General features: G+C 68.2%; 33 protein-coding genes. 32 read left to right on the top strand and 1 reads right to left on the bottom strand.

What is annotated here, in order from left to right:
* The 18 genes from rplX to rplQ all read left to right on the top strand — a co-directional run bounded on the left by rplX (window position 1) and on the right by rplQ (window position 10,789).
* The gene (gene rplX / locus C6C15_RS13380; RefSeq protein ID WP_025102398.1) at window positions 1–360 is read left to right on the top strand and encodes a 50S ribosomal protein L24; all 360 of its coding nucleotides are present in this window, start codon (window positions 1–3) and stop codon (window positions 358–360) included.
* The gene (rplE, locus tag C6C15_RS13375) at window positions 360–950 is read left to right on the top strand and encodes a 50S ribosomal protein L5 (RefSeq protein WP_025102397.1); all 591 of its coding nucleotides are present in this window, start codon (window positions 360–362) and stop codon (window positions 948–950) included. Before rplX ends, rplE begins: the two co-directional genes overlap by 1 nt.
* Before the next feature lie 132 nt (window positions 951–1,082).
* Window positions 1,083–1,481, top strand: coding sequence for a 30S ribosomal protein S8 (gene rpsH / locus C6C15_RS13370; protein ID WP_025102396.1), 399 nt, complete (start codon window positions 1,083–1,085; stop codon window positions 1,479–1,481).
* 6 nt (window positions 1,482–1,487) lie between these two features.
* A complete protein-coding gene (gene rplF, locus C6C15_RS13365) occupies window positions 1,488–2,024 on the top strand; it encodes a 50S ribosomal protein L6 (RefSeq protein ID WP_025102395.1) in 537 nt (178 codons plus the stop codon).
* Window positions 2,025–2,026: 2 nt separating this feature from the next.
* Complete coding sequence (gene rplR / locus C6C15_RS13360; RefSeq protein ID WP_025102394.1) at window positions 2,027–2,386, top strand: 50S ribosomal protein L18; 360 nt, start codon at window positions 2,027–2,029, stop codon at window positions 2,384–2,386.
* Window positions 2,383–3,081, top strand: coding sequence for a 30S ribosomal protein S5 (gene rpsE / locus C6C15_RS13355; protein ID WP_025102393.1), 699 nt, complete (start codon window positions 2,383–2,385; stop codon window positions 3,079–3,081). The genes rplR and rpsE overlap by 4 nt, the downstream gene beginning before the upstream one ends.
* Window positions 3,081–3,266 carry a 50S ribosomal protein L30 gene (gene rpmD / locus C6C15_RS13350; RefSeq protein WP_017201575.1) on the top strand — a complete coding sequence of 62 codons (186 nt, stop codon included), beginning with the start codon at window positions 3,081–3,083 and terminating at the stop codon, window positions 3,264–3,266. The genes rpsE and rpmD overlap by 1 nt, the downstream gene beginning before the upstream one ends.
* Window positions 3,266–3,883 (top strand): 50S ribosomal protein L15, encoded by a 618-nt coding sequence (gene rplO / locus C6C15_RS13345; RefSeq protein ID WP_025102392.1) that lies wholly within the window; start codon window positions 3,266–3,268, stop codon window positions 3,881–3,883. The genes rpmD and rplO overlap by 1 nt, the downstream gene beginning before the upstream one ends.
* A gap of 153 nt (window positions 3,884–4,036) precedes the next feature.
* Entirely contained in the window at window positions 4,037–5,359 is a 1,323-nt protein-coding gene (gene secY / locus C6C15_RS13340) for a preprotein translocase subunit SecY (protein ID WP_025102391.1), read from the top strand.
* The gene (locus C6C15_RS13335; RefSeq protein ID WP_029989083.1) at window positions 5,356–5,979 is read left to right on the top strand and encodes an adenylate kinase; all 624 of its coding nucleotides are present in this window, start codon (window positions 5,356–5,358) and stop codon (window positions 5,977–5,979) included. Before secY ends, C6C15_RS13335 begins: the two co-directional genes overlap by 4 nt.
* Window position 5,980: 1 nt before the next feature.
* Window positions 5,981–6,832, top strand: coding sequence for a type I methionyl aminopeptidase (gene map, locus C6C15_RS13330; RefSeq protein WP_060921246.1), 852 nt, complete (start codon window positions 5,981–5,983; stop codon window positions 6,830–6,832).
* Complete coding sequence (locus C6C15_RS13325; RefSeq protein WP_105950326.1) at window positions 6,832–7,503, top strand: DsbA family protein; 672 nt, start codon at window positions 6,832–6,834, stop codon at window positions 7,501–7,503. The genes map and C6C15_RS13325 overlap by 1 nt, the downstream gene beginning before the upstream one ends.
* Window positions 7,504–7,676: 173 nt before the next feature.
* Window positions 7,677–7,898, top strand: a complete 222-nt coding sequence (infA, locus tag C6C15_RS13320; RefSeq protein ID WP_017201569.1) for a translation initiation factor IF-1 — start codon at window positions 7,677–7,679, stop codon at window positions 7,896–7,898.
* 97 nt (window positions 7,899–7,995) lie between these two features.
* Window positions 7,996–8,112 (top strand): 50S ribosomal protein L36, encoded by a 117-nt coding sequence (gene rpmJ, locus C6C15_RS13315; RefSeq protein ID WP_005050492.1) that lies wholly within the window; start codon window positions 7,996–7,998, stop codon window positions 8,110–8,112.
* A 146-nt stretch (window positions 8,113–8,258) separates the two neighbouring features.
* On the top strand, window positions 8,259–8,633 hold the full coding sequence (gene rpsM, locus C6C15_RS13310; protein ID WP_025102387.1) for a 30S ribosomal protein S13: 375 nt from the start codon (window positions 8,259–8,261) through the stop codon (window positions 8,631–8,633).
* Between the two features lie 30 nt (window positions 8,634–8,663).
* Window positions 8,664–9,062, top strand: coding sequence for a 30S ribosomal protein S11 (gene rpsK / locus C6C15_RS13305; protein WP_017829189.1), 399 nt, complete (start codon window positions 8,664–8,666; stop codon window positions 9,060–9,062).
* A gap of 130 nt (window positions 9,063–9,192) precedes the next feature.
* Window positions 9,193–10,182 (top strand): DNA-directed RNA polymerase subunit alpha, encoded by a 990-nt coding sequence (locus C6C15_RS13300; protein WP_025102386.1) that lies wholly within the window; start codon window positions 9,193–9,195, stop codon window positions 10,180–10,182.
* 34 nt (window positions 10,183–10,216) lie between these two features.
* Window positions 10,217–10,789: a 50S ribosomal protein L17 gene (rplQ, locus tag C6C15_RS13295; protein ID WP_025102385.1), complete on the top strand. Its 573-nt coding sequence runs from the start codon at window positions 10,217–10,219 to the stop codon at window positions 10,787–10,789.
* A 55-nt stretch (window positions 10,790–10,844) separates the two neighbouring features.
* On the opposite strand, the gene C6C15_RS13290 is transcribed toward rplQ, so the two are convergent.
* Window positions 10,845–12,065, bottom strand: a complete 1,221-nt coding sequence (locus C6C15_RS13290; RefSeq protein WP_105950325.1) for a PAS domain-containing protein — start codon at window positions 12,063–12,065, stop codon at window positions 10,845–10,847.
* Between the two features lie 160 nt (window positions 12,066–12,225).
* Between C6C15_RS13290 and C6C15_RS13285 the strand changes: the two genes are divergently transcribed.
* From C6C15_RS13285 to C6C15_RS13220, 14 genes are all read left to right on the top strand, one after another.
* On the top strand, window positions 12,226–13,245 hold the full coding sequence (locus C6C15_RS13285; protein ID WP_025102383.1) for a Bug family tripartite tricarboxylate transporter substrate binding protein: 1,020 nt from the start codon (window positions 12,226–12,228) through the stop codon (window positions 13,243–13,245).
* 1 nt (window position 13,246) lies between these two features.
* On the top strand, window positions 13,247–13,807 hold the full coding sequence (locus tag C6C15_RS13280; RefSeq protein WP_105950324.1) for a tripartite tricarboxylate transporter TctB family protein: 561 nt from the start codon (window positions 13,247–13,249) through the stop codon (window positions 13,805–13,807).
* A complete protein-coding gene (locus C6C15_RS13275) occupies window positions 13,807–15,354 on the top strand; it encodes a tripartite tricarboxylate transporter permease (RefSeq protein ID WP_025102381.1) in 1,548 nt (515 codons plus the stop codon). The genes C6C15_RS13280 and C6C15_RS13275 overlap by 1 nt, the downstream gene beginning before the upstream one ends.
* A gap of 46 nt (window positions 15,355–15,400) precedes the next feature.
* Window positions 15,401–16,198, top strand: coding sequence for a sulfite exporter TauE/SafE family protein (locus tag C6C15_RS13270; RefSeq protein ID WP_025102380.1), 798 nt, complete (start codon window positions 15,401–15,403; stop codon window positions 16,196–16,198).
* A gap of 191 nt (window positions 16,199–16,389) precedes the next feature.
* Window positions 16,390–17,394, top strand: a complete 1,005-nt coding sequence (locus tag C6C15_RS13265; RefSeq protein WP_158698561.1) for an SIS domain-containing protein — start codon at window positions 16,390–16,392, stop codon at window positions 17,392–17,394.
* Window positions 17,395–17,413: 19 nt separating this feature from the next.
* Window positions 17,414–18,697: an ABC transporter substrate-binding protein gene (locus C6C15_RS13260; RefSeq protein ID WP_139833308.1), complete on the top strand. Its 1,284-nt coding sequence runs from the start codon at window positions 17,414–17,416 to the stop codon at window positions 18,695–18,697.
* A 65-nt stretch (window positions 18,698–18,762) separates the two neighbouring features.
* The gene (locus C6C15_RS13255; protein WP_025102377.1) at window positions 18,763–19,644 is read left to right on the top strand and encodes a carbohydrate ABC transporter permease; all 882 of its coding nucleotides are present in this window, start codon (window positions 18,763–18,765) and stop codon (window positions 19,642–19,644) included.
* Between the two features lies 1 nt (window position 19,645).
* Window positions 19,646–20,488, top strand: a complete 843-nt coding sequence (locus C6C15_RS13250; protein ID WP_105950322.1) for a carbohydrate ABC transporter permease — start codon at window positions 19,646–19,648, stop codon at window positions 20,486–20,488.
* A complete protein-coding gene (locus tag C6C15_RS13245; RefSeq protein ID WP_105950321.1) occupies window positions 20,485–21,399 on the top strand; it encodes a PfkB family carbohydrate kinase in 915 nt (304 codons plus the stop codon). The genes C6C15_RS13250 and C6C15_RS13245 overlap by 4 nt, the downstream gene beginning before the upstream one ends.
* Window positions 21,400–21,413: 14 nt before the next feature.
* On the top strand, window positions 21,414–22,151 hold the full coding sequence (locus tag C6C15_RS13240) for a GntR family transcriptional regulator (RefSeq protein WP_025102374.1): 738 nt from the start codon (window positions 21,414–21,416) through the stop codon (window positions 22,149–22,151).
* 92 nt (window positions 22,152–22,243) lie between these two features.
* Entirely contained in the window at window positions 22,244–22,699 is a 456-nt protein-coding gene (locus C6C15_RS13235) for an FAS1-like dehydratase domain-containing protein (RefSeq protein WP_105950320.1), read from the top strand.
* A complete protein-coding gene (locus C6C15_RS13230; protein WP_060921254.1) occupies window positions 22,696–23,100 on the top strand; it encodes a MaoC/PaaZ C-terminal domain-containing protein in 405 nt (134 codons plus the stop codon). Before C6C15_RS13235 ends, C6C15_RS13230 begins: the two co-directional genes overlap by 4 nt.
* The gene (locus tag C6C15_RS13225) at window positions 23,097–24,227 is read left to right on the top strand and encodes a UDP-N-acetylmuramate dehydrogenase (protein WP_105950319.1); all 1,131 of its coding nucleotides are present in this window, start codon (window positions 23,097–23,099) and stop codon (window positions 24,225–24,227) included. Before C6C15_RS13230 ends, C6C15_RS13225 begins: the two co-directional genes overlap by 4 nt.
* Entirely contained in the window at window positions 24,224–24,934 is a 711-nt protein-coding gene (locus C6C15_RS13220) for a FadR/GntR family transcriptional regulator (RefSeq protein ID WP_025102370.1), read from the top strand. The genes C6C15_RS13225 and C6C15_RS13220 overlap by 4 nt, the downstream gene beginning before the upstream one ends.
* The last annotated feature ends 106 nt before the right edge of the window (window positions 24,935–25,040 follow it).

Raw genomic sequence — 25,040 nt, 5'->3', positions numbered from 1 at the left:
ATGGCGAAGATCAAGAAGGGCGACCTGGTTCAGGTCATCTCGGGCGCCAAGCCCGAGCGTGGTGGCGACCGCGGCAAGCAGGGCAAGGTCCTCGACGTCCTCGTCGAGCAGAACCGTGTCGTCGTCGAAGGCGTCAACTACGTCACCAAGCACACGCGCGTCGGTCAGACGCAGCGTGGCACGAAGACGGGTGGCCTCGAGACCGTCGAGGCCCCCATCCACATCTCGAACGTCGCACTCGTCGACCCCTCGACCAAGAAGCCGACCAAGGTCGGCCACCGGGTCGAGGAGCAGACCAAGGACGGCGTGAAGCGCACCGTCCGCGTGCGCTTCGCGAAGAAGAGCGGTAAGGACCTCTGATGGCAACGACCGACGCTGCGGTGGCTGGCAAGATCCAGCCCCGCCTGAAGGCGAAGTACAACGCCGAGATCAAGAAGGCTCTGCAGGACGAGTTCGGCTACGAGAACGTCATGCAGATCCCCGGCCTGGTCAAGGTCGTCGTGAACACCGGTGTCGGCGAGGCTGCTCGCGACAGCAAGGTGATCGATGGTGCGGTCGACGACCTCACCAAGATCACCGGCCAGAAGCCGATCGTCACCAAGGCCCGCAAGTCCATCGCGCAGTTCAAGCTGCGTGAGGGCCAGGCCATCGGTGCGCACGTCACCCTCCGTGGCGACCGTGCGTGGGAGTTCGTGGACCGCCTGGTCTCGCTCGCGCTGCCCCGCATCCGCGACTTCCGCGGTCTGTCGGCCAAGCAGTTCGACGGCAACGGCAACTACACCTTCGGTCTCCAGGAGCAGAGCGTGTTCCACGAGATCGATCAGGACAAGATCGACCGCGTCCGTGGTTTCGACATCACCGTCGTGACCTCGGCGAAGACGGACGACGAGGGCCGGGCACTGCTCCGTCACCTCGGCTTCCCGTTCCGCGCGGACGACGCCCAGGCGTGACCCTTCGACGGGCTCAGTGGTCTCGTGTCACTGAGCCCGTCGATGTGCACGTACAATTGAAGATTGCGTGCTCATCGCAGGCCGTCTGTCGTGTAACGGCAGCCGGAACCTCATGAACGAAAGTAGACAACAATGACAATGACAGACCCGGTCGCAGACATGCTGACCCGTCTGCGCAACGCGAACTCGGCGCACCACGACACCGTGACGCTGCCGTCGAGCAAGCTCAAGACGCACATCGCAGAGATCCTCCAGCAGGAGGGCTACATCGCCGGTTGGGAGACCTCCGACGCGCGCGTGGGCAAGAACCTCACGCTGACGCTGAAGTACGGCCCGAACCGCGAGCGCTCGATCGCGGGCATCAAGCGCGTGTCGAAGCCCGGCCTCCGCGTGTACGCGAAGTCGACCGAGATCCCCACGGTCCTCGGCGGCCTCGGCGTGGCCATCCTGTCCACCTCCTCCGGTCTCCTCACGGACCGCCAGGCTGAGCAGAAGGGCGTGGGCGGAGAAGTTCTCGCCTACGTGTGGTAATCCGAAATGTCGCGTATTGGACGACTTCCCATCGACGTTCCCGCGGGCGTGACCGTTTCGGTCGACGGCCGTGAGGTCGCGGTGAAGGGCCCCAAGGGTGAGCTCACCCTCACGGTGGCCAGCCCCATCGAGGTGTCGGTCGAGGAGAACCAGGTTCTCGTCACCCGCCCCGACGACGAGCGCGAGTCCCGGTCGCTTCACGGCCTGACCCGCACGCTCATCAACAACAACATCATCGGCGTGACCCAGGGCTACACCAAGGGTCTCGAGGTCGTCGGCACCGGTTACCGCGTGCAGCAGAAGGGCAACTCGGTCGAGTTCGCCCTCGGCTTCTCGCACCCGGTCCTGGTCGACCCGCCCGCCGGCATCACGCTCACGGTCGAGGGCACGAACAAGCTCACCGTCAGCGGGATCGACAAGCAGGCCGTCGGTGAGGCGGCTGCGAACATCCGCAAGATCCGCAAGCCCGAGCCGTACAAGGGCAAGGGTGTGCGCTACGCCGGCGAGGTCGTGCGTCGCAAGGCCGGAAAGGCTGGTAAGTAACCATGGCTGTGAAGTCGAAGTCCGACGCCCGCGCGCGTCGTCACGCCCGTCTTCGCAAGAAGATCGTGGGCACCGAGGTGCGTCCGCGCCTCGTCGTCAACCGTTCGGCGCGTCACGTCTTCGTGCAGCTCGTCGACGACAGCAAGGGCCACACGGTCGCCTCGGCCTCGACGCTCGAGACCGACCTGCGTTCGCTGGATGGCGACAAGACCGCCAAGGCCCGCAAGGTCGGCGAGCTCCTCGCCGAGCGTGCGAAGGCCGCAGGCGTTTCCGAGGCAGTGTTCGACCGTGGCGGCAACCGCTACGCGGGTCGTGTCGCCGCCATCGCCGACGGCGCCCGTGAAGGGGGTCTGGCACTGTGAGTGACAACAAGGAGAACGAAGTGACCGAAGCGGCTGCTGCCACTTCCGAGACGGCCGCCGGCACCGCGCAGGCTGAGCCCACTCGCGACCAGCGGGACGGCCGCCGCGGCGGACGTGACCGCAACCAGGGCGGCCGCGACCGCAACTCGCGCGACCGCGGCGACAACCAGTTCCTGGAGCGCGTCGTCACCATCAACCGCGTCTCGAAGGTCGTGAAGGGTGGTCGTCGCTTCAGCTTCACCGCTCTCGTGGTCGTCGGCGACGGCAACGGTCTGGTGGGCGTCGGCTACGGCAAGGCCCGTGAGGTCCCCCTGGCGATCTCGAAGGGTGTCGAAGAGGCGAAGCGCAACTTCTTCCGCGTCCCGCGCGTCGGCAGCACCATCCCGCACCCCGTGCAGGGTGAGTCGGCCGCCGGTGTGGTGCTCCTGCGCCCCGCCGCCGCCGGTACCGGTGTCATCGCCGGTGGTCCGGTCCGCGCCGTGCTCGAGTGCGCCGGCATCCACGACGTGCTGTCCAAGTCGCTCGGCTCGTCGAACACGATCAACATCGTGCACGCGACGGTCACCGCCCTGAAGGAGCTCGAGGAGCCCCGCGCCGTCGCCGCACGTCGTGGTCTCGAGTTCGACCAGGTCGCCCCGGCCCGGCTCGTCCGCGCCGAGGCCGAGGCCATCGCCGCACAGAAGGTAGGTGCCTGATGGCCGCGCGACTCAAGGTCACGCAGATCAAGTCCAAGGTGAGCGAGAAGCAGAACCAGCGCGACACGCTGCGCAGCCTCGGTCTCAAGCGGATCGGTGACACCACCGTCCGCCCCGACGACGCGCAGACGCGCGGCTACGTCAAGACCGTCGCCCACCTCGTCAAGGTTGAGGAGATCGACTAATGGCTGAGAAGAACGAGGCCGTCGAGGCCGAGAAGGCCACCAAGAAGGCGGCGGCTCCCAAGGCCGACGCCGCCAAGAAGCCCGCCGCGAAGAAGGCACCGGCCAAGACCGCTGCCGCCGACGCCAAGGCCGATGGCTCCGCCAAGGCTGCGCCGAAGAAGGACGCCCCGGCGTCCCGCCCCGGTGTGCTGAAGGTCCACCACCTGCGTCCCGTCCCCGGCTCCAACACCGCGAAGACCCGTGTCGGTCGCGGTGAGGGCTCGAAGGGCAAGACGGCCGGTCGCGGCACGAAGGGCACCAAGGCCCGCAACACCGTGCGCGTCGGCTTCGAGGGTGGCCAGATGCCGCTGCACATGCGCACGCCGAAGCTGCGCGGCTTCAAGAACCCGTTCCGCGTCGAGTACCAGGTCGTGAACCTGGAGAAGCTCGCGGAGCTCTACCCCCAGGGTGGCGACGTCACCGTGAGCGACCTGGTCGCCAAGGGTGCGGTTCGCAAGAACGAGAAGGTCAAGGTTCTCGGAGGCGGCGACATCGCCGTGAAGCTCACCGTCGCGGTCGACAAGGTCTCGGGTTCTGCCGAGCAGAAGATCGTGGCTGCGGGCGGATCCGTCAAGTAACCACTGCGGAAGAGGGGTCGGAGATTCTCCGGCCCCTCTTCTGGTTCGGCGGGGGAGAAGCCGACCGCTCGCATTCCCCGGACCTCGGAGTGGGTTACCCTGGTGTTTCAGCCGCCCCTCGAGGGTTCGGCCACCTTTTCAGGAGGAACGTTCTTGTTTAGCGCCATCGCGCGGATCTTCCGCACGCCCGACCTGCGTCGGAAGATCGGTTTCACTCTCGCGATCATCGCGATCTACCGTCTGGGCTCGAACGTCCCTGCGCCGTTCGTCAACTTCCCGAACGTCGAGCAGTGTCTCGCTGCCAACGCCGGCACCGAGGGCCTGCTCGGACTCGTCAACCTCTTCTCCGGCGGCGCTCTGCTGCAGCTGTCGATCTTCGCGCTCGGCGTCATGCCGTACATCACCGCGACGATCATCACGCAGCTCCTGCGCGTCGTCATCCCGCACTTCGAGGCCCTGCACAAGGAAGGCCAGGCCGGACAGGCCAAGCTGACCCAGTACACGCGGTACCTCACGATCGCCCTCGCGCTCCTGCAGTCGACGACACTCGTCACTGTGGCTCGTACAGGCCAGCTCTTCGGCACGACCGACATCGGGGCGTGCACGCAGCTCCTCACGAACGACGTGTGGTGGGCGCAGGTGCTCATCATCATGGCGATGACGGCCGGCACCGGTCTGATCATGTGGTTCGCCGAGCTCGTCACGGAGCGGGGCATCGGCAACGGCATGTCTCTGCTGATCTTCACCTCGATCGCTGCGACCTTCCCCGGCGCGATGTCGATCATCTGGCAGACCCGCGGCTTCGAGGTGTTCCTCCTCGTGCTGCTCGTCGGCATCATCGTGATGGGGCTCGTGGTCTTCGTCGAGCAGTCGCAGCGGCGCATTCCCGTGCAGTACGCGAAGCGCATGGTGGGCCGCCGCACGTACGGTGGGACGAACACGTACATCCCGATCAAGGTCAACATGGCGGGCGTGATCCCGGTCATCTTCGCCTCGTCGCTGCTGTACATCCCGGCGCTCATCGCGCAGTTCAACACCCCGCAGGACGGCTCCACGCCGCCCGCGTGGGTCAGCTGGATCAGCGCGAACTTCACCACCGGCAACAGCCCGATCTACATGGCGGCGTACTTCCTGCTGATCATCGGGTTCACCTACTTCTACGTCGCGATCACGTTCAACCCGGTCGAGGTCGCCGACAACATGAAGAAGTACGGCGGCTTCATCCCCGGGATCCGGGCCGGCCGTCCGACCGCGGAGTACCTGGACTACGTGCTCACCCGCATCACGCTCCCCGGTTCCCTCTACCTGGGTCTGATCGCCCTCATCCCGTTGATCGCCCTCGCCACGGTCGGCGCCAACCAGAACTTCCCGTTCGGTGGCGCGTCGATCCTCATCATCGTCGGCGTGGGTCTCGAGACGGTCAAGCAGATCGATGCCCAGCTGCAGCAGCGACACTACGAAGGACTTCTCCGATGACGGTTCGACAGGCTCACCGACCCACTGCCCGTTTGCTCATCGTCGGCCCCCAGGGTTCCGGCAAGGGCACGCAGGGTGTGCGCATCGCCGAGTCCTACGGGATCCCCGTCGTCTCGACCGGCGACATCTTCCGCGCGAACATCAAGGAGGGGACGGCTCTCGGCCAGCAGGTCACGGCGATCCTCGACAAGGGCGACCTCGTGCCGGACGAGTTGACGAGCGAGATCGTGCGCGACCGGCTGAGCCAGGACGACGCGCAGAACGGCTTCCTCCTCGACGGCTACCCCCGCAACACCGCCCAGGTCGCGCACCTGGACGCGTTCCTCGAAGGACGCGGCGAGGCGCTGGACGCGGTGATCCTCCTCGACGTCCCGCGCGAGGAGAGCATCGCCCGCCTCGCGCTCCGGGCCGCCGAGCAGGGGCGTTCCGACGACACGGACGAGGCCATCGCGCACCGACTCGACATCTACGAGAAGGAGACGGCGCCGATCATCGAGGTCTACAGCAGCCGCGGCATCGTCGACCGCATCGACGGTGTGGGCTCCCTCGAGGAGATCACGGAGCGCATCTCCGCCGCCCTGGCCGCTCGTGGGCTGCGTTCCACCACGTCCGCCGTCTGAGATGTTCCGCCGCTCGATCTACAAGACCCCGGCTCAGCTGCGAGCCATGGTCGAACCCGGCCTCATCACCGCCGAAGCCCTCGATGCCGTCCGGGCCCTCATCAAGCCGGGGGTGAAGACGATCGAGCTCGACGCCGCCGCGAACCGCGCCATCCTGCAGCGGGGGGCGGAGTCGAACTTCCAGCTCGTCAAGGGGTACCACCACACGATCTGCGTCTCGGTCAACGAGCAGGTCGTGCACGGCATCCCGGGGGAGCGGGTCCTCCAGCCCGGCGACATCGTCTCGGTGGACTGCGGCGCCCAGTTCGAGGGCTGGAACGGTGACAGTGCGATCACGGTCGTCGTCCCCGATCCCGAGCGCCCCGAGCTCGTCGCGCGCCGCGAGGAGCTCTCCCGCGTGACCGAGGGGTCCATGTGGGCGGGGATCGCCGCGATGGCCACGGCCTCGTCGATCGACGAGATCGGCGCCGCCATCCAGGACTACATCGAAGCGCAGGGGCCGTCCGCCGTGAGCGGTGAGCCCTACGGGATCCTCCGCGAGTACGTCGGACACGGCATCGGGCGGAAGATGCACGAGGCCCCCAGCGTCTTCAACTACCGGACGCCCGACCGCGGCGCGGACGTGAAGCCCGGGCTCGTGCTCGCCATCGAGCCCATGGTCACCGCCGGCGGCGAGGCGACGTTCGTGGAGGATGACGACTGGACCGTCACGACGGTCGACGGCACTGACGGCTCACATTGGGAACATAGCGTCGCCCTGCATGATGGGGGCATCTGGGTGCTCACCGCGCCCGATGGTGGAAGAGCCGGACTCGCCCCGTTCGGGGTCGAGCCTCGAGAGATCGGAAAGTAATGGCAGCGGCGAAGAGCAACACCAACTGGTTCGCGATCGGCGTCTCCATCGCCGTCGTCGTGGTCCTGGTGGCCCTCGGCGGACTCGTGGTGTTCCTCAACAACCAGGCGACCTCTCCCGGCGCCACCCCGACCGCTAACGACAACTTCGACGCCGAGGCCGGCTCCATCTCCATGGGTGACGGCGACACGACGGTGTCGGTCTTCCTCGACTTCCAGTGCCCGGTCTGCAAGTCCTTCGAGGACCAGTTCGGCGCCGCCCTCGAGGCCAAGGCGCAGAGCGGCGAGATCACCCTCGAGCAGCACCCCATCGCGATCCTGGACCGCTTCTCGCAGGGCACCGAGTTCTCCTCCCGTTCGGCCGGTGCCGCGTTCTGCGTCGCCGAGTCGGACTCCGACCTCTACTTCGACTACGCGAAGGTCCTGTTCGAGAACCAGCCGGCGGAGAACACCCCCGGCCTCACGAACGAACAGCTCGCCGAGTTCGCCACCCAGATCGGCGCGGGCGACGACGTCGTGTCCTGCATCACGGACGAGACGTACCGCAAGTTCGGTGCCGCGCAGGCGAAGGCCAACGACATCCAGGGCACGCCGACCGTCGAGATCGACGGCGAGCGGCTCGACCTCCAGAACCAGGAAGACATGAAGCGGTTCACCGACCTGCTCGGCTGAGACCCGCTCACCCGCTCGACGCCCCATTCGGCCAAGTTGCCGGATGGGGCGTCGTCGGATAACATAGATCTTTGGTGCCTTGTGCCATGCGTTCGGCGTGTCCGATCCGGCCCGGTACCGCACACCACCCACCCACCGCAGATCGACCGATCTGCAGAAGCGTCAGCGAGGCTATGGCTAAGAAAGACGGTGTCATCGAGATCGAGGGCGTGATCTCCGAGGCTCTTCCCAACGCGATGTTCCGCGTTGAGCTCAGCAACGGACACAAGGTCCTGGCAACGATCTCCGGAAAGATGCGGCAGAACTACATCCGTATCATCCCCGAGGACCGTGTGGTCGTGGAGCTCAGCCCCTACGACCTGACCCGCGGCCGCATCGTCTACCGCTACCGCTGATCGGTCGAGAAGTAACGGCTGCCCTTCGACGGGCTCAGGGACCCCGGTCTCGGAGGTCGGACATCGGGCAGCACGAAGACAGCGAACAGGAAACATCATGAAGGTCAACCCCAGCGTCAAGCCGATCTGCGACCACTGCAAGGTGATCCGCCGCCACGGCCGCGTGATGGTGATCTGCAAGAGCAACCCGCGCCACAAGCAGCGCCAGGGCTGAGCCCCCGCTGCGTGAGCGCCGCTCTCGCAATCTCATAACTCAATACGAAACGGCAGGATCAGAACCCGCGGAAGCGGGGGACACCTCGGGGCGGAGGCCCGGGCACCGATCCTGCTCCACACCTCCACAACACCCAGGAGAACCGCATGGCACGTCTTGCCGGCGTTGACATCCCGCGCGACAAGCGCGTGGTGATCGCCCTTACCTACATCTACGGCGTCGGCCGTACCCGCTCGGTCGAGATCCTCAAGGCGACCGACATCGACGAGAGCATCCGCGTCAAGGACCTCAGCGATGACCAGCTCATCGCCCTCCGCGACTACATCGAAGGCAACTACAAGGTGGAGGGTGACCTGCGCCGCGAGGTCGCCGCAGACATCCGCCGCAAGGTCGAGATCGGCTCCTACGAGGGCCTCCGCCACCGTCGTGGCCTTCCGGTCCGCGGTCAGCGCACCAAGACCAACGCCCGTACCCGCAAGGGCCCGAAGCGCACCGTCGCCGGCAAGAAGAAGGCCCGCTAAGCAGCGGCCAGGGACTAGGAGAACACTTTCATGGCTGCACCCAAGGCCGCCGCGCGCAAGCCGCGCCGCAAGGAGAAGAAGAACATCGCGCTGGGCCAGGCCCACATCAAGTCGACGTTCAACAACACCATCGTTTCGATCACCGACCCGTCCGGCGCCGTCATCGCCTGGGCTTCGTCGGGTGGCGTGGGCTTCAAGGGCTCCCGCAAGTCGACCCCCTACGCCGCAGGCATGGCAGCGGAGTCCGCTGCCCGCCAGGCCGCTGAGCATGGCGTGAAGAAGGTCGACGTCCTCGTGAAGGGTCCGGGCTCCGGCCGCGAGACCGCGATCCGCTCGCTGCAGGCCGCCGGCCTCGAGGTGGGTTCGATCCAGGACGTCACCCCGCAGGCGCACAACGGCTGCCGTCCGCCGAAGCGCCGCCGCGTCTGATGCGTGTGCCGAGCCGCTCGTCCTTCGGGTCGAGCGGCTCGGCGCCCCGCGTGGGGCATCGACTTCCACAACTCAAGACCTCACCCCACCACATGTCATATAGCGGGCATGTGATCGAAAGGAACACAGAGTGCTTATTGCACAGCGTCCCACACTGACCGAGGAAAAGATCGTCGAGAACCGGAGCCGGTTCATCATCGAGCCTCTGGAGCCCGGCTTCGGCTACACGATCGGCAACGCGCTGCGTCGCAGCCTGCTGTCGTCGATCCCCGGCGCCGCTGTCACCAGCGTCCGCATCGACGGTGTGCTGCACGAGTTCAGCACGATCCCCGGCGTGAAGGAGGATGTCACCGAGATCATCCTCAACATCAAGCAGCTGGTCGTCTCCAGCGAGCGCGACGAGCCCATCACCGCGTACCTCCGCAAGACCGGTGCCGGTGAAGTGACCGCCGCCGACATCTCGGCTCCGGCCGGTGTCGAGGTGCACAACCCCGAGCTCGTCATCGCGACGCTCAACGACACCGCCAAGTTCGAGCTCGAGCTCACCATCGAGCGCGGCCGTGGCTACGTCTCCGCGACGCAGAACCGCAACGAGTACGCCGAGGCCGGTCAGATCCCGATCGACTCGATCTACTCGCCCGTGCTCAAGGTCAGCTACCGCGTCGACGCCACCCGTGCCGGTGAGCGTACCGACTTCGACAAGCTCATCCTCGACGTCGAGACCAAGTCGGCGATCAGCCCGCGCGACGCCGTCGCCTCGGCCGCCAAGACGCTCACCGAGCTGTTCGGTCTCGCCCGCGAGCTGAACGTCGAGGCCGAGGGCATCGAGATCGGCCCGGCGCCGGTGGAGGCTGTGAACTCCAGCGAGCTGTCGATGCCGATCGAGGACCTCGACCTGTCGGTCCGCTCGTACAACTGCCTGAAGCGTGAGGGCATCAACACCGTTTCTGAGCTCGTCGCCCTGTCGGAGACGCAGCTCATGAACATCCGCAATTTCGGCCAGAAGTCGGTCGACGAGGTGCGCGACAAGCTCATCTCGCTCGGTCTGTCGCTCAAGGATTCGGTGCCCGGTTTCGACGGCGCCCACTTCTACGGCGGCAGCGAAGACGAGTCCTTCTGATACCCGACCCTTTCTGACCAGGAGTTAGACGATTATGCCCAAGCCCACCAAGGGTCCCCGCCTCGGAGGCGGCCCCGCCCACGAGCGCCTGCTGCTTGCCAACCTCGCGGCTGCGCTGTACACCCACAAGTCGATCAAGACGACCGAGACGAAGGCCAAGCGCCTGCGTCCGCTCGCCGAGCGCCTCATCACCTTCGCCAAGCGCGGGGACCTGCACGCCCGCCGTCGCGTGCTGTCGGTCATCGGTGACAAGGAAGTCGTGCACGTCCTGTTCAACGAGATCGCTCCGCTCGTCGCGGACCGCGAGGGTGGCTACACCCGCATCACCAAGGTCGGCAACCGCAAGGGCGACAACGCTCCCATGGCCGTGATCGAGCTCGTCCTCGAGCCCGTCACCCCGAAGGCGAAGTCGACCAAGAAGGCCGCCGCGGCTCCGAAGGACGAGAAGCCCGCTGCCGAGGAGGCTCCCGCTGAGGAGGCCGTCGAGGCTCCCGCGGACGAGACCGCTGCCGACGACACGGCTGCCGAGGCCGGCGCCGAGTCGCAGGCCGAGGGCGAGGCCGCTGAGGCCGCCGCCGAGGACGCTGTCGAGAAGAAGTCCGAGTAAGGACCGCTCTCCCACGAAGCCCGCCGCCCCTCTTGGGGGTGGCGGGCTTCGTCGTTCAGCGGGGATCGGTGACCCGATAGCGCGCTCCGGGGCGCCCCTTGGTCGAGTAGTCCAGGGACCGCACGGCCTGGCCCGTGGCGGCGAGGTGCTCGAGATAGCGACGGGCGCTGACGCGGGAGATGGCGAGGTCGTCCCCGATCTCGGTCGCCGAGGCATCCGGTCGGGCGGCGAGGGCGGCGGAGACCCGTTCCAGGGTCTCCGCACTCAAGCCCTTCGGCAACCCGTACCGCTCCCGGAAGGCGATGATGGCGTCGGCCGCCTCGACTCGGCGGACGACGTCGTGCAGCTCGGTGTGGTCGCGGAGCAGGAGCGTCGCCCCCACGTCGGCGGATCCGTTTTCGGAGGCGGTGCTGCGGGCGACGAGCACATGCGAGCCGACGATGACGGGGCGGCCCGCGGCCTCGCCTTCCCGGAGCACGGTGGCGAGGTCGGCGCCGAGCACCTCGTCGGCGGGAGCACCGTCGAGATCGGCGGCATCGCGGCCGAGGAACCTCGCAGCCGCGTCGTTGACCAGGGTGATCCGACCGGCGCCGTCCACGGTGACGACGCCTTCGCTGAGCCCGTGCAGGGTCGTCTCCTGGTTCTTGACCAGCGCCGCGATCTGGTGCGGCTCGAGCCGGTAGATGCGTCGCCGGATGAACGACGTCACCCACGCGGCCCCGAAGACCCCGAGGACCGCTGCCACGAGCATGGCGGAGATGAGACCCACGAGGTTGCTGGTGAACTCCTCGTTCAGCTCGGACTCCAGGATGCCGACGGAGGCCGTGCCGATGACGGCACCGTCCTCGTCGCGGATGGGCACCTTCACCCGCCACGAGGTCCCGAGCGTGCCGGTCTGCGTGCCGACGAAGATCTCGCCGCCGAGCGGGATCGACGGGTCGGTGGACACCCGCTCGCCGATGCGGTCGGTGTTCGGATGCGAGTACCGGATGCCCTCGTCGTTGGCGACCACGACGTACGCGAGGTCGGAGGCCTCGCGGATGACCTCGGCGACCGGCTGGATGGCAGCGGCCGGGTCCTCGTCGTCGAACGCATCGAGGACGACGGGGAGAGCGGCGACGGACTGGGCGACCGCCTGCATGCGGTCCTTGTAGGCCTCGCGAAGCGCGTTCTCCTGGAACGCTCCGGCGGCGATGCCGGTGCCGAGGGTCACCAGGAACACGATCAGCGCCTGCAGCGCGAGCAGCTGCACACGGAGCGTCATCTTCGAGGCCACGGATCCATTCTCCCGGGTGGGTGGACGGGCCGCGAGCCGGCGCCGGAGCTGTTCGCGACCAATAGTTACGGAACGCGACCAATGGTTTCCGAAGCTTGAGCGGGCGCATCGGCGCCTCGACAGTGGACGGATTGCACTCGAACGCTCAAGGAGGAGCGCCATGAATCACGCCCGCATCGGGACCCTCGCCGCGGCAGTCGCCGCGACCGCCCTCGTCCTCACCTCGTGCTCGACCGCCGACGGCGGAACGGCCGGCTCCGACGGCGGCGACGACGCGGCCGCCATCACCGACGTCAACATCGTCGTCCCCGCCGACCCGGGCGGCGGCTGGGACCAGACCGGCCGCGCCCTCTCGCAGCTGCTCACGCAGGAGGACATCGTCGGTTCGGCGCCCGTCACCAACGTCGGCGGCGCGGGAGGCACGGTGGGTCTCGCGCAGCTCGCCAACGAGAAGGATCCGGCGACCCTCATGGTCATGGGCCTCGTGATGGTGGGCGCGGTGGAGACCAACGCCTCCGCCGTCCGCATCGAGGACATGACCCCGATCGCCCGACTCACGGACGAGCCCCTCGTCGTGGTCGTCCCCGCGGACTCGGAGTACGACACGCTGGAGGACCTCGTCGAGGATGTCGTGGACAAGGGCCAGGAGGTCACGATCACGGGCGGCTCCGCCGGGGGAGCCGATCACATCCTCGCCGGGCTGCTGCTCGAGGAGGCGGGACTCGACGGCGCCGAGATCGCCGAGAAGCTGAACTACACGCCCAACTCGGGCGGCGGCGAGGCCACCTCGCTGATCCTCGGAGGCAAGGTCTCGGCCGGCATCTCCGGCGTGGGCGAGTTCCTGCAGCATATCGAGGCCGGCACCATGAAGGCCCTCGCCGTCTCGTCGGAGGAGCCGGTCACGCAGCTGCCGGACGTCGACACGATCACCGAGTCCGGGTACGACGTCGTGCTCACCAACTGGCGCGGCGTGATCGCTCCGGGTGGGATCAGCGACGCCGAGCGCTCGGAACTCGAGCGCCTCGTCACCGAGCTGGAGGCGTCCGACGCGTGGAAGGACGAGCTGGAGACGCGAGGGTGGGCGGACGCGTTCCTCACCGGCGCGGAGTTCGACGAATTCCTCGACGGCAACATCGCCGAGGTCACCACGACGCTGCAGAACATCGGGCTGGTCGGCTGAGATGACGACCGGGTCTTCCGGACCCGGCGAGGAGGTGCGGACCGACGCCCGTCGGTCCGCACGTCTCGTCGCGTCCCTGCCGCGGGGGGAGCTCGTCTTCGCCCTGCTCATGGTGGCCCTCGGCGTGTTCGCGTTCGCCGGTGTGTTCACCATCCATGTGCCCGCGGGCGGCCAGGTCGGGCCGACGGTCTTCCCGCTGTTCGTCTCGGTGCTGCTTCTGGGCTCGTCTCTCGCCGTCGTGGTGAGCATCCTCCGCGGCCACCGCGGTGTGCCGGAGGAGGGGGAGGACGTCGATCAGAGCCTGCCGACCGACTGGCGCACGCTCGTGAAGATCGTGGCGCTCGTGGTCGCTCATCTGCTCCTCATCGAGCCGCTCGGCTGGGCCCCGGCGGCGGCTCTGCTGTTCGGCGGCGTCGCGTGGGCGCTCGGCGCCCGCCGCTGGTGGATGGCGCTCCTCATCGGCAGCATCCTCGCGCTGGTCGTCCAGGTCGTGTTCGGCGGTCTGCTCGGGCTGTCGCTCCCCTGGGGACCGGCGCTCGGCTGGCTGGGAAGGATGTTCTGATGGACAGCTGGAGTCTGCTCCTCGAGGGGTTCGCGACCGCGCTGCAGCCCCAGTACCTCGTGTTCGCCTTCTTCGGCGTGCTGATCGGCACCGCCGTTGGAGTGCTCCCCGGGATCGGGCCGGCGATGACCGTCGCCCTGCTCCTTCCCCTCACCTACACGTTGGAACCGGCCGCAGCGCTCATCACGTTCGCGGGGATCTACTACGGCGGCATGTACGGCGGGTCGACCACGAGCATCCTGCTGAACACCCCGGGGGAGTCGTCGTCGATCGTGACGGCGATCGAGGGCAACAAGATGGCCAAGCTCGGGCGGGGCGCGGCGGCGCTGGCCACCGCGGCGCTCGGGTCGTTCGTCGCGGGGACCCTCGCCACCGTAGGCCTGACGCTGCTCGCACCGGTGCTCGCGCAGTTCGCCGTGAACCTCGGGCCCGCCGACTACGTGGCTCTCATCGTCGTAGCCTTCGTCACCGTCGGTGCGCTGATGGGGTCCTCCGTGCCGCGCGGCCTGCTGTCGCTCGGCGTCGGCTTGTTCCTCGGCCTGGTCGGCACGGACTGGCTCTCGGGCCAGCAGCGGTACACGCTCGGCCTGCTGCCCCTGGCGGACGGCATCGACGTGGTGCTCGTGGCGGTGGGGCTCTTCGCGGTCGGCGAGACGCTGTACGTCGCGGCCCGGCTGCGGCACGGCGCGATCGACGTGATCCCCGTGTCGCGCGGGTGGCGCAGCTGGATGACGAAGGACGACTGGCGCCGCTCATGGAAGCCGTGGCTCCGCGGCACCGCCATCGGCTTCCCGATCGGCACGATCCCGGCCGGCGGTGCGGACGTGGCGACCTTCCTGTCCTACGCCACCGAGCGCAAGCTCTCGCGCCGCAAGGACGAGTTCGGCCGCGGGGCCATCGAAGGCGTCGCGGGCCCGGAGTCGGCGAACAACGCGGCGGCCGCGGGCGTGCTCGTGCCGCTGCTGACGCTGGGACTTCCGACGACGGCGACGGCCGCGATCATCCTCACCGCGTTCCAGACGTACGGTCTGCAGCCCGGGCCGCAGCTGTTCACCGGACAGGCGGACCTCGTCTGGGCACTGGTGGCGAGCCTCTACATCGGCAACGTGATCCTGCTCGTGCTGAACCTGCCGCTCGTGGGCATGTGGGTGAAGCTCCTGCAGATCCCGCGGCCGTATCTGTACGCGGGCATCCTCCTGTTCGCCGCCTTCGGCGCGTACGCGCTGAACTTCGCGGTCGTCGACATCCTGATCCTGCTGATCATCGGCGTCCTCGGCTACTTCCTGCGGCGGTACGGGTTCCCGGTGGCGCCGCTGGTGGTGGGCATGATCCTCGGGCCGATGGGCGAGGAGCAGCTGCGGCGCGCGCTGCAGCTCAGCCAGGGCGACCTGACGACGCTCATCGCGCAGCCGTTCTCCGCAGTCGCCTACGTCATCCTCGCGCTGCTCATCGTCGGCGGGCTGTGGCTGCGGCGCCGACAGCGCCGGTACGAGCAGGCGCTCACGGAGTCCATCGCGGTGCCCGTCAAAGCGGACTCGGAGGTCTGACCCGGCACGATTCGGGCGGGGGAGAGGCCGGGAGTAGGCTGGTCCGGTGAGCGATGCGACGGTCCTGAAGCGCGGGCCTCGCGCCTACGCCACGTTCATCGGCATCGGCCTCCTCGCCGGCCTCCTCTCCGGTCTCTTCGGCGTCGGCGGCGGCACGGTCATCGTCCCCCTGCTGGTGCTGCTGCTCGCGTTCGACCAGCGGCTCGCGGCCGGGACCTCGCTGGCGGCGATCGTCCCGACGGCGACCGTCGGGGTCATCTCCTACGCCGCGTCGGGCTCCGTCGCCTGGATCCCGGCGCTGATCCTCGCCGCCGGAGCCGTGGTCGGAGCGCAGATCGGCACCCGCCTGCTCCCGCGGATCTCGCAGACCGCCCTCCGCTGGGGGTTCGTCGGCTTCCTCGTCGTCGTGATCGTGAGCCTCTTCCTCGTCATCCCCTCGCGCGACGCCGTCTTCGAGCTCACCTGGCTCACCGGGATCGCCCTGGTGGTCGTGGGGATCGGAACCGGCATCCTGGCCGGGCTCATCGGCGTGGGCGGCGGTGTGATCGTCGTCCCGGTGCTCATGCTCGCGTTCGGCACGAGCGACCTCGTCGCGAAGGGCACCTCGCTGCTCATGATGATCCCGACCGCGCTCTCCGGCACGGTCGGCAATCTCCGCAACCGCAACGTCGATCTCCTCGCCGCGCTGCTGATCGGCGTCTCGGCGTGCACCACGACGGCCCTCGGCGCCTGGCTGGCGACCATCGTCGACCCGACCGTCGGCAACCTCCTCTTCGCCGCGTATCTCGTCGTGATCGCGGTGCAGATGGCCCTCAAGGCCGTCCGCGGGCGTCGGCGCGGCTGACGCCGCGGCCGCCGTTCCTGCGGCGCGAGCCGACCGCTGAAGCGCGCCGGACCCGTCCCTTTCCCTGACTCCCGCGAACGATTTTCGCCGCGCCTCTTTACAGGCCGTGCTGCGCTCGCTATCGTCAGTCATCACATGACGTCATATAACGAGTCATGATGTTTGATCGAAGGTCATCAGAAGGGACCATCTTGTCTGCCACCGCTCTGTTCGTCGACTCCGCCGCTATCGAGAACCAGCTCGCTGCGGCCCGCCAGGCGATCGCGACCCGAGACACCATCTCGCGCGTCGTGCTCACCGCCTGCGGCGGCTCCTTTGCCGTCATGCAGCCCATCGAGTACCTGTTCGGCACCAAGGCGGTGTCGCTCGAGGCGACCGCACTCAATGCTGCCGAGTTCACCAGCCGCGCCTCGTCGCGCGTCGACGCCGACACCCTCGTCGTGCTCTGCTCGCACTCCGGCACCACGCCGGAGACGGTCGCCGCAGCGAAGCACGCACGCGAGCGCGGTGCGCTCACGGTCGCCTTCACGTTCGACCCGACGTCGCCGCTCGCCGAGGCATCGGAGCACGTGGTGGCGTATCAGCACGGCGAGGGGAAGAGCGAGGCCCACGTCGGCCCCGCGCTGCTGCTGCGCCTGGCGGCCGGCATCCTGGACGACCGTGAACAGGCCGGCATCGCCGGTGTGGTCGACGAGGCCGTCGCCCAGTTGCCGACCCTCGTGCCGGCAGCGCGCGAAGCGCACTCCGCAGCCGCCGATGCCTGGGGATACCGCCACCGTCGCGAGTCCCTCATCTACACGATGGCGGCAGGCTCCAACTACGGCTCCGCGTACTCGTTCGCCATCTGCCTGCTGCAGGAGATGCAGTGGGTGCACTCCGCCGCCATCCACGCCGGCGAGTACTTCCACGGCCCCTTCGAGATCACCGAGGAGGATGTGCCGTTCATCGCGCTGCTCGGACTCGATGAGACTCGGTCCGTCGAGCAGCGCGCGGTGGACTTCGTCACGAAGCACTCGGATCGGGTGCTCGTCATCGACGCCCAGGAGTTCGGCCTCGATGTCGTCGCTCCGGAGGTGCGCGGCATCGTCGCCCACCTCCTCTTCAACGTCGTGCTCCGCGCGTACGCGGATGCACTCGCCGACCACCGAGGACACCCCCTCAGCGTGCGCCGCTACATGTGGCGCATGGAGTACTAGGAACGAAAGGATCGCAACGATGCGAACATCAGCCCGGATCGGCGTGGCGGCTGCGGCCGCCGCCGCCCTCGTCCTGCCCCTGGCCTCGTGCGCCGGCGGCGAGAGCGAGGCCTCGGACGGCCAGGTGGAGATCAGCTTCTTCCACCGCTGGCCCAACGAGCCGAAGAACTCGTACTACACCGACATGGTGGCGGAGTTCGAGAAGGAGAACCCCGACATCAAGGTCTCCGTCGAGAGCGTGCTCAACGACGCCTACAAGGACAAGGTGAAGGTCGTCGCGGGCTCCGCCAACGCTCCGGACGTCCTGTTCACCTGGAGCGGCTCGTTCGTGGACGAGCTCGTCTCCAACGACGCCCTGCTCGATCTCGGGCCGTGGCTCGAGGAGGACACGGACTTCCGGGACAGCTTCTACCCGAGCCAGCTGGAAGCCTTCGAGGTGGACGGCACCTCCTACGGTCTGCCAGTGGGGATGCAGTCGAAGCTGTTCTTCTACAACAAAGACGTGTTCGAGGAGCTGGGTCTCGAGCCGCCGGCGACGTGGGACGAGTTCATCGACGTCCTGGAGACGATCCAGGACGCCGGCATGACCCCGATCGAGTACGGCGCGCAGGAGCAGTGGACGATCGCGCACTACGTCGGCACGCTGAATCAGCGTGTCGTCGATCCGGAGGTGTTCGCAGCGGATCAGGATCCGGCGACCGGCGCGTTCACGGACGAGGGGTATGTCCGGGCGCTGGAGCGCTTCCAGGAACTCGCCGAGTACATGAACGACGACCTCACGGCCGTCGGGCATGAGATCGCGCGTAACGCCTGGATCGCGGGGGAGGCGCCGATCATGTACATGCAGAGCGCCGAGGTGGGGTACTTCGGCGACGCGCAGTTCGAGTACGGCACGTTCAACTTCCCTGCGGTCGAGGGCGGCAAGGGCGATCCGGCGGAGCTGACCGGAGCTCCGGAGGGCTTCGCGATCTCGAAGACCACGAAGCACCCCGAGGAGGCGCAGCGGTTCCTCGAGTTCCTGCTCAGCAAGCAGAGCGGCATCGCCTATGCGGAGCGCGCGGGCGAGCTGAGCCCGGTCAAGGGTGCGGTCGAGGAGGCGGACGTGCCCGAGATCTCACGGGAGCTCGCCCAGGGGATCGTCGACGCCTCGGCGATGACGACCTGGCTCGACAACGCCTACGATCCGCAGATCGTGCAGGCGTACCTGTCCGAGACTCAGCTGATGCTCAGCGGCCAGCAGACCCCCGAGGGGGTCATGGCCGCCGTGCAGGAAGCCGCGAAGCGCGTGCGCGACGCCTCCTGATCCGCACCGGGGCCGCCGGCATCCTCGGCCGGCGGCCCCTCCCACCTTTCGGAAGAGACACCGTGATGAGAACACGCTCTCGAGCCTGGTCGAACCTGCTCTACGTGCTTCCCGCGATCATCCTGATCGGGGTGTTCGTGTACTACCCGCTGGTCGCCAATGCGGCCTTCGGCTTCTTCTCCTTCAGCGCCGGCAGCGGTGAGATGCGCTTCGTCGGCCTCGACAACTTCGCGCGGCTCCTCAGCGATCCGATCATCGCGACGGCCCTGGGCAACAACATCCTGTACGCGATCGTCTCGATCGTGTGCCAGGTGGGTGGTGCCCTCGTGATCGCCGCCTGGCTGACCCGGCTGCTCGGTCCGCGCATGGGCGCATTCCTGCGCAGCGTGTACTTCTTGCCCGCCGTGATCTCGATGACCGTGATCGCGCTGCTGTTCACGTTCGTGTACAACGCCCGCGGCGGACTCCTCAACGCTCTGCTGGAGGCGATCGGACTCGGCAGCCTGCAGACGGCGTGGCTCGCCGATGTCGACACGGCGATGGGAGCGGTCATCGGCGTCTCCCAGTGGCAGAGCATCGGCTACGTCTGCATGCTCTACGTCGTCGCACTGCAGCAGATCCCGGAGGAATACTACGAAGCCGCGTCGCTGGACGGCGCCGGACGGATTCGCCAGTTCTTCAGCATCACCGTCCCGCAGGCCAAGGAGATGATCTTCGTCGCGATGATCCTCACCGTCTCCGGCGCTTTCACGGTGTTCAACGAGCCTTACATCCTGACCAAGGGCGGTCCGGGAAACACCACCCAGGTCCTCGCGACCTACATGTACAACCAGGGTTTCTTCCAGAACGAGATGGGCTACGCCTCGGCCATCGCGAGCCTGATCTTCGTGATCACGCTCGTGCTGTCCGTCGTGCAGATGGTCTCGTTCCGAAGCGGGAGGCAATGACATGAGCAGTACCCGGCTTCGTCCGGCGGAGCGTATCCGCCGTGCCCCGGTCCAGGTGATCCTGGCCGTCTACGCTGTCGTGATCGCCTACCCCCTGCTCTGGATGGCGATCTCTTCGTTCAAGTCCTCATCCGAGATCTTCGCCGATCCGTGGGGGCTGCCGTCGGTCTGGCTCGTCCAGAACTATGCCGCCGCCTGGGATCGCGGGATCTCCGACTACTTCCTCAACTCCGTCATCGTCACGGTCATCTCCACCGCCGCGACCGTCGCACTCGCGGCACTGTGCGCCTACGGCATGGTGAGGCTGTCGAGCCGCGTGGCGACCATCGTGCTGATCGTGGCGATGGGCGGGCTGGTGGTGGCACCGCAGGTGAGCCTCATCCCGCTCTACCGCCTTCTCGACACGATGGGACTGCTGAACACGTACTGGGCGATGATCCTCCCTTATGTGGCGTTCCGTCTGCCGATGGCGATCCTGCTCATCCGTTCGGTCTTCCTCGGCATCCCCCGCGAGCTCGAGGACGCCGCGACCATCGACGGCTGCCGCTCGTTCGGCGTCTTCCGGCACGTCTACCTGCCGCTGAGCGCGTCCGTGCTGACGACCGCCGCCGTCCTCACCGGTTACTTCGCCTGGAATGAGTTCCTCTTCGCGATCGTCTACATCGACGCTGATGCGCTCCGCACCATCCCCGCGGGACTCATGTCGTTCCGCGATTCCCTCTCCACGGAGTGGGGTGTGCTCCTGGCAGGATTGACCATCGCGGCCCTGCCCATCGTGGTGGTGTTCCTCGCGCTGCAGCGGTACTTCGTCGCCGGCGTCGCGGCGGGGAGTGTGAAGGGATGACGATGGATACGGATCAGCTCCGGGATGCGCTCGCCGCGGTCCCACCGCCCTCGCTGGTCGGCGTCGGGGACAACGTCCTCGACTGCTATCTGCATGAGGACCTGGCCTACCCCGGGGGCAACGCCCTGAACGTCGCCGCGTACAGCCGGCTCTTCTTCGGCGGCACAGCCGGATTCGTCGGGATCATGGGAGACGACCGTTTCGCGGACCACGTGTGGGGCGTCCTCGACGAGGTCGGAGTGGACGGCGCCCGCATCAGACGCGTGCGCGGCGCGAACGGCATGGCTTTCGTCGCGTTGGACGAGGACGGCGACCGGCGCTTCGTCGCCTCGAACCGCGGGGGAGTCCAGGCCGAGCTGCGGCTGCGTCTGAGCGAGGCCGATCACGAGTACCTCTCCGGCTTCGACCGCGTGCACACCTCGGTCTACTCGTCGTTGGAGCCGGAGCTTCCGGCCATCGCGGAGCGGGGGAGCCGCGTGTCGTACGACTATTCCGACGACGCGTCGCCGGACGTGATCCGGGCGACAGCTCCGCACGTCGACGTGGGGTTCTTCTCCGGAGGAAACCGCAGTGATTCCGAGATCGACGCCCTCGGCCGCTTCGCCGTGGCCTGCGGTATGGGGTCGGCCGTGGTGACGCGGGGTGCCCGCGGCTCTGTGGGCTTCGAGGCCACTTCCGTGCGGCGCACCGGTATCCGCGAGGTCGACGCCGTCGATGCGCTCGGTGCCGGGGACGCCTTCCTCACCGGGTTCCTCGCGGCGCGGGCGGGCGGGGCCGATCTCGCCGGATGTCTCGATATCGCCGCCGTCAGCGGAGCGCTCGCCTGCACGTTGCGCGGGGCGTTCGGATACCCTGTGCATGCGGGGGACGACGCACGCGCGCAGATGCTGCGACGATACCCGGCGCCGTAGAGGAGGACTCCGACGTGACTCAGCTGTCGTCAGCCGTCGGTTCGACCCCGCTGCACGAACAGGTGCGAAGCCTGCTGATGCGGGAGATCGACGCCGGGACCTATGCCGAAGGCGAGCGGCTTCCGTCCGAACCCGAGCTGTGCGAGCGCTTCGGTGTCAGCCGGATCACCGTGCGGCGGGCGGTGGCCGACCTCGAGGGCCTCGGCATCGTGCGTCGACAGCAGGGCCGTGGGACCTTCGTCGCTCCGCGACGCGAGGTGATCGGCGCCATGACCCTCGGTGGCTTCGCGGACACCGTGGTGGCAGACGGGGTCAAGTCCCGACGGATCATGCGCGCCGAGACGACCCCCGCCGACGAGAAGCGCGCGCGCCGCCTCGGCGTCCCCGTCGGCGACCCGGTGTTCCGGTTGGTGCGGGTCTTCGCTCTCGACGGCATCCCGCTCTCCATCGACGACAGCCGGTATTCTCTGACGCGCTTCCCGGATTTCGATCGGCACATCGACCACGACACCTCCACGTATCAGGTGCTCCGCGACGTGTACGGCGTCGAGTTCTCGGAGATGTACCGCGAGATCGACGTCGGCTTCACGACCGCGCAGACCGCGGAGTGGCTGGCCCGTCCGGAGCACGATCCGCTCATCGTCGTCCGGAAGCGCGCACTCGACCGGGCTGGTGAGGTCGTTCACACGTCACGGGTGAAGGTCGTTCCGAGTCGGATGACGCTGAACATGGTGGTTCGCTCCCAGGGGTGAGGCCCGCCGGGTCTCGCGATGCCGCATATCGTCCGGGTTTCCGCCGGCCCCGCCCGGACCGGACTGTCGGCGTGCCTCGGTAGGATCGACGGGTGGCAGTGAACCAAGAACTCGTCGGCCGGGAGTTCCCGCCGACCGCCCCCTACCTCGTCGGGCGGGAGAAGGTGCGCGAGTTCGCGCGCGCCGTCTTCGCCGACGCCCCGCAGCACGCCGACGTCGAGGCGGCCCGTGCGGCGGGCTTCGCCGACGTCGTCGCGCCGCCGACCTTCGCGATGGTCCTGCAGGACCTCACGCTGCAGCAGCTGCTGGCCGAACCGGATTCCGGCATCGTCCTGGCGCGGACCATCCACGCCGAGCAGCGGTTCCGCTACACCAGGCCGATCGTCGCGGGAGACGAGCTGACGGCGCAGCTGCGCGTCACCGGCATCCGCATGATGGGCGGCAACGCCATGATCACGAGCGAGGCCGAGATCACCGACGACGGAGGCGCGCACGTCGTCACCGCCACGAGCGTGCTCCTCGTCGGCGCCGAGGAGGAGACCGCATGAGCGCGTTCACCGTGGGAGACGTGCTCGCCGAGCGCACCGTGCACCTGACGAGGGAGTCGCTCGTCCGCTACGCCGGGGCTTCTGGAGACTTCAACCCGATCCACTACCGCGACGACGTCGCCGCCGCGGTGGGCCTTCCCGGCGTGCTCGCGCACGGCATGCTGACCATGGGGATCGCCTCGTCGGTGGTCGTCGCCGCGCTCGACCCGCAGACCCGGATCCTCGACTACGGCGTGCGCTTCACGAAGCCCGTGGTGGTCGATCCCGAGACCGGCGCCGACGTGCACGTCGTCGCGACGGTCGGCGCGGTGGACGACGAGTCCGCGCGCATCGACCTCAAGGTCACGACGGGCGACACCACCGTGCTCGTCAAGGCGCAGCTGCGCGTCGCCGTCCGATGAGCGACGTCGAGCCGATCCGGCTGGCCGAGCTCACGACGCTCCGCACCGGCGCCGCCCCCGCGCGCATGCGCGAGGCGACGACGACGGCGGAGCTCGTCGAGGTTCTCCGGGAGACCTGGGCGGAGGGCGACCCCTGGCTGGTGCTCGGCGGGGGCTCGAACCTCTTCGTCGGCGACGAGCCGTTCGAGGGCACCGTCATCCGCATCCGCACGAGCGGCATCGAAGAGCTCCCGTCGCCGCACGCCGGCCGCATCCGCCTGCGTGCGCAGGCCGGGCACGGCTGGGACGACCTGGTGTCGTACGCGGTCGAGCGGGGCTACGCCGGGCTCGAAGCCATGAGCGGCATCCCCGGCACGGTCGGCGCCGCGCCCGTGCAGAACATCGGCGCCTACGGGCAGGAGATCCAGGAGACCCTGGTCGAGGTCGAGCTGATCGATGAGGATTCCGGCGAGATCTCCACTGTTCCGGCGACCGAGCTCGGGCTCGGTTTCCGCACCTCGGTGCTCAAGCACCATCACGGGAGCGAGCCGCAGCGCCGGGCCGTGATCCTGTCCCTCACGGTCGATCTCCTCGTCGCCCGCGAACGCGTGGTCCGCGGTGAGCAGCTGCGACGCGCTCTCGGCCTGACCGACGACACCCCGGTGCCGCTGGTATGGGTCCGGGAGCGCATCCTCGCCACGCGCGCATCGAAGGGCATGCTGCTCGACGCCGACGACCCGGACACGCACGGGGTCGGCTCCTTCTTCCAGAACGCGATCGTCACGGCCGCCCAGGCCCGGTCCCTTCCGCCGGAGTGCCCGCGCTGGCCGGTCGCCCCCGACCTCGACGCCGTGACCGTCATCCCCCTCGCCTCCTACGACGGACACGTGCCGCCGACGAAGACCGAGGCCCCGGACGTGAAGGTGAGCGCCGCCTGGCTGATCGAGCAGGCCGGCATCCGCAAGGGGTTCAAGCTGCCCCGCTCGCGGGCGTCCGTCTCGACCAAGCACGCGCTGGCCCTGACCAACCGGGGCGGCGCCACGGCGGCCGAGGTCGCCGAGCTCGCCCGTTTCATCCAGCACCGCGTGCACGCCGAGTTCGGTCTGGTGCTGCAGCCGGAACCCGTTCTGGTGGGCGTCGACCTGTGACGAAGCTCGAGCGGGTGTCGCGGACGCAGGCCGTCGTGGACGGACTGCTCGACGCCATCATCACGGGTCGGCTCGAAGCCGGACAGCCGCTGCCGCCCGAGGGGGAGCTCGCGGAGCAGTTCGGGGTCTCCCGCCTCACGATGCGCGAGGGCGTCCGCCTCCTGCAGGCGCAGGGCGTGATCGTCGCGGTGCCCGGCACCCGACACCGCATCGCGCCGACCGACGAGTGGACGGGCCTCGACGCGGTCGTCCGGCACGCCCAGAGCGCAGGCGCCCGAGAGCGCTCGTCGCTGGAGATGCTCGAGATGCGCATGATGTTCGAGACCGGGGCGGCGGAGTTCGCGGCGGGGCGCCGCACCGAGGAGCACCTCGCCGAGATGGCCGCGCTCCTCGAGGAGATGCAGGCGGCGCACGAGCGGGCCGACGTGGACGCCTTCGTGGCCGCCGACCTCGCCTTCCACGACGTGATCATCCGCGCGGCGGAGAACCGCATCCTCGTGGCCTCGATGCGTCCGCTGACGACGATGCTGCAGGCCACCCGCAGCGAGACGAGTGCCATCCCGGACATCCGGGAGCACGCGCTGGCGGAGCACGCGGCGGTGCTGGAGGCGATGCGGACCGGGTCCGGCGCGGCTGCCCGCCAGGCCATGCGCAGCCACATGCGCCAGACCCGCGACGACCTGCTGCGCTACGTACACGGGCGCTGAGCAGCACGCACTCCGTCGGTTTGGAAGGACGGTGATCGTGAGGTACGCTCGTCGTTATCTGATATCGGATAGCGATGCAGATTCCCCTGGCCCGTGGCCCCCACCA

Source organism: Microbacterium sp. str. 'China', from assembly GCF_002993305.1.
Classification (GTDB): domain Bacteria; phylum Actinomycetota; class Actinomycetes; order Actinomycetales; family Microbacteriaceae; genus Microbacterium; species Microbacterium paraoxydans.
This window is presented reverse-complemented; position numbering and strand designations above follow the sequence as displayed.

Bases quoted from the DNA above. Each gene is read 5' to 3' on its own strand.
- rplX (WP_025102398.1), top strand. From the start codon at position 1: ATGGCGAAGATCAAGAAGGGCGACCTGGTTCAGGTCATCTCGGGCGCC.
- rplE (WP_025102397.1), top strand. From the start codon at position 360: ATGGCAACGACCGACGCTGCGGTGGCTGGCAAGATCCAGCCCCGCCTG.
- rpsH (WP_025102396.1), top strand. From the start codon at position 1,083: ATGACAATGACAGACCCGGTCGCAGACATGCTGACCCGTCTGCGCAAC.
- rplF (WP_025102395.1), top strand. From the start codon at position 1,488: ATGTCGCGTATTGGACGACTTCCCATCGACGTTCCCGCGGGCGTGACC.
- rplR (WP_025102394.1), top strand. From the start codon at position 2,027: ATGGCTGTGAAGTCGAAGTCCGACGCCCGCGCGCGTCGTCACGCCCGT.
- rpmD (WP_017201575.1), top strand. From the start codon at position 3,081: ATGGCCGCGCGACTCAAGGTCACGCAGATCAAGTCCAAGGTGAGCGAG.
- rplO (WP_025102392.1), top strand. From the start codon at position 3,266: ATGGCTGAGAAGAACGAGGCCGTCGAGGCCGAGAAGGCCACCAAGAAG.
- C6C15_RS13335 (WP_029989083.1), top strand. From the start codon at position 5,356: ATGACGGTTCGACAGGCTCACCGACCCACTGCCCGTTTGCTCATCGTC.
- map (WP_060921246.1), top strand. From the start codon at position 5,981: ATGTTCCGCCGCTCGATCTACAAGACCCCGGCTCAGCTGCGAGCCATG.
- C6C15_RS13325 (WP_105950326.1), top strand. From the start codon at position 6,832: ATGGCAGCGGCGAAGAGCAACACCAACTGGTTCGCGATCGGCGTCTCC.
- infA (WP_017201569.1), top strand. From the start codon at position 7,677: ATGGCTAAGAAAGACGGTGTCATCGAGATCGAGGGCGTGATCTCCGAG.
- rpmJ (WP_005050492.1), top strand. From the start codon at position 7,996: ATGAAGGTCAACCCCAGCGTCAAGCCGATCTGCGACCACTGCAAGGTG.
- rpsM (WP_025102387.1), top strand. From the start codon at position 8,259: ATGGCACGTCTTGCCGGCGTTGACATCCCGCGCGACAAGCGCGTGGTG.
- rpsK (WP_017829189.1), top strand. From the start codon at position 8,664: ATGGCTGCACCCAAGGCCGCCGCGCGCAAGCCGCGCCGCAAGGAGAAG.
- rplQ (WP_025102385.1), top strand. From the start codon at position 10,217: ATGCCCAAGCCCACCAAGGGTCCCCGCCTCGGAGGCGGCCCCGCCCAC.
- C6C15_RS13285 (WP_025102383.1), top strand. From the start codon at position 12,226: ATGAATCACGCCCGCATCGGGACCCTCGCCGCGGCAGTCGCCGCGACC.
- C6C15_RS13280 (WP_105950324.1), top strand. From the start codon at position 13,247: ATGACGACCGGGTCTTCCGGACCCGGCGAGGAGGTGCGGACCGACGCC.
- C6C15_RS13275 (WP_025102381.1), top strand. From the start codon at position 13,807: ATGGACAGCTGGAGTCTGCTCCTCGAGGGGTTCGCGACCGCGCTGCAG.
- C6C15_RS13260 (WP_139833308.1), top strand. From the start codon at position 17,414: ATGCGAACATCAGCCCGGATCGGCGTGGCGGCTGCGGCCGCCGCCGCC.
- C6C15_RS13255 (WP_025102377.1), top strand. From the start codon at position 18,763: ATGAGAACACGCTCTCGAGCCTGGTCGAACCTGCTCTACGTGCTTCCC.
- C6C15_RS13250 (WP_105950322.1), top strand. From the start codon at position 19,646: ATGAGCAGTACCCGGCTTCGTCCGGCGGAGCGTATCCGCCGTGCCCCG.
- C6C15_RS13245 (WP_105950321.1), top strand. From the start codon at position 20,485: ATGACGATGGATACGGATCAGCTCCGGGATGCGCTCGCCGCGGTCCCA.
- C6C15_RS13230 (WP_060921254.1), top strand. From the start codon at position 22,696: ATGAGCGCGTTCACCGTGGGAGACGTGCTCGCCGAGCGCACCGTGCAC.
- C6C15_RS13225 (WP_105950319.1), top strand. From the start codon at position 23,097: ATGAGCGACGTCGAGCCGATCCGGCTGGCCGAGCTCACGACGCTCCGC.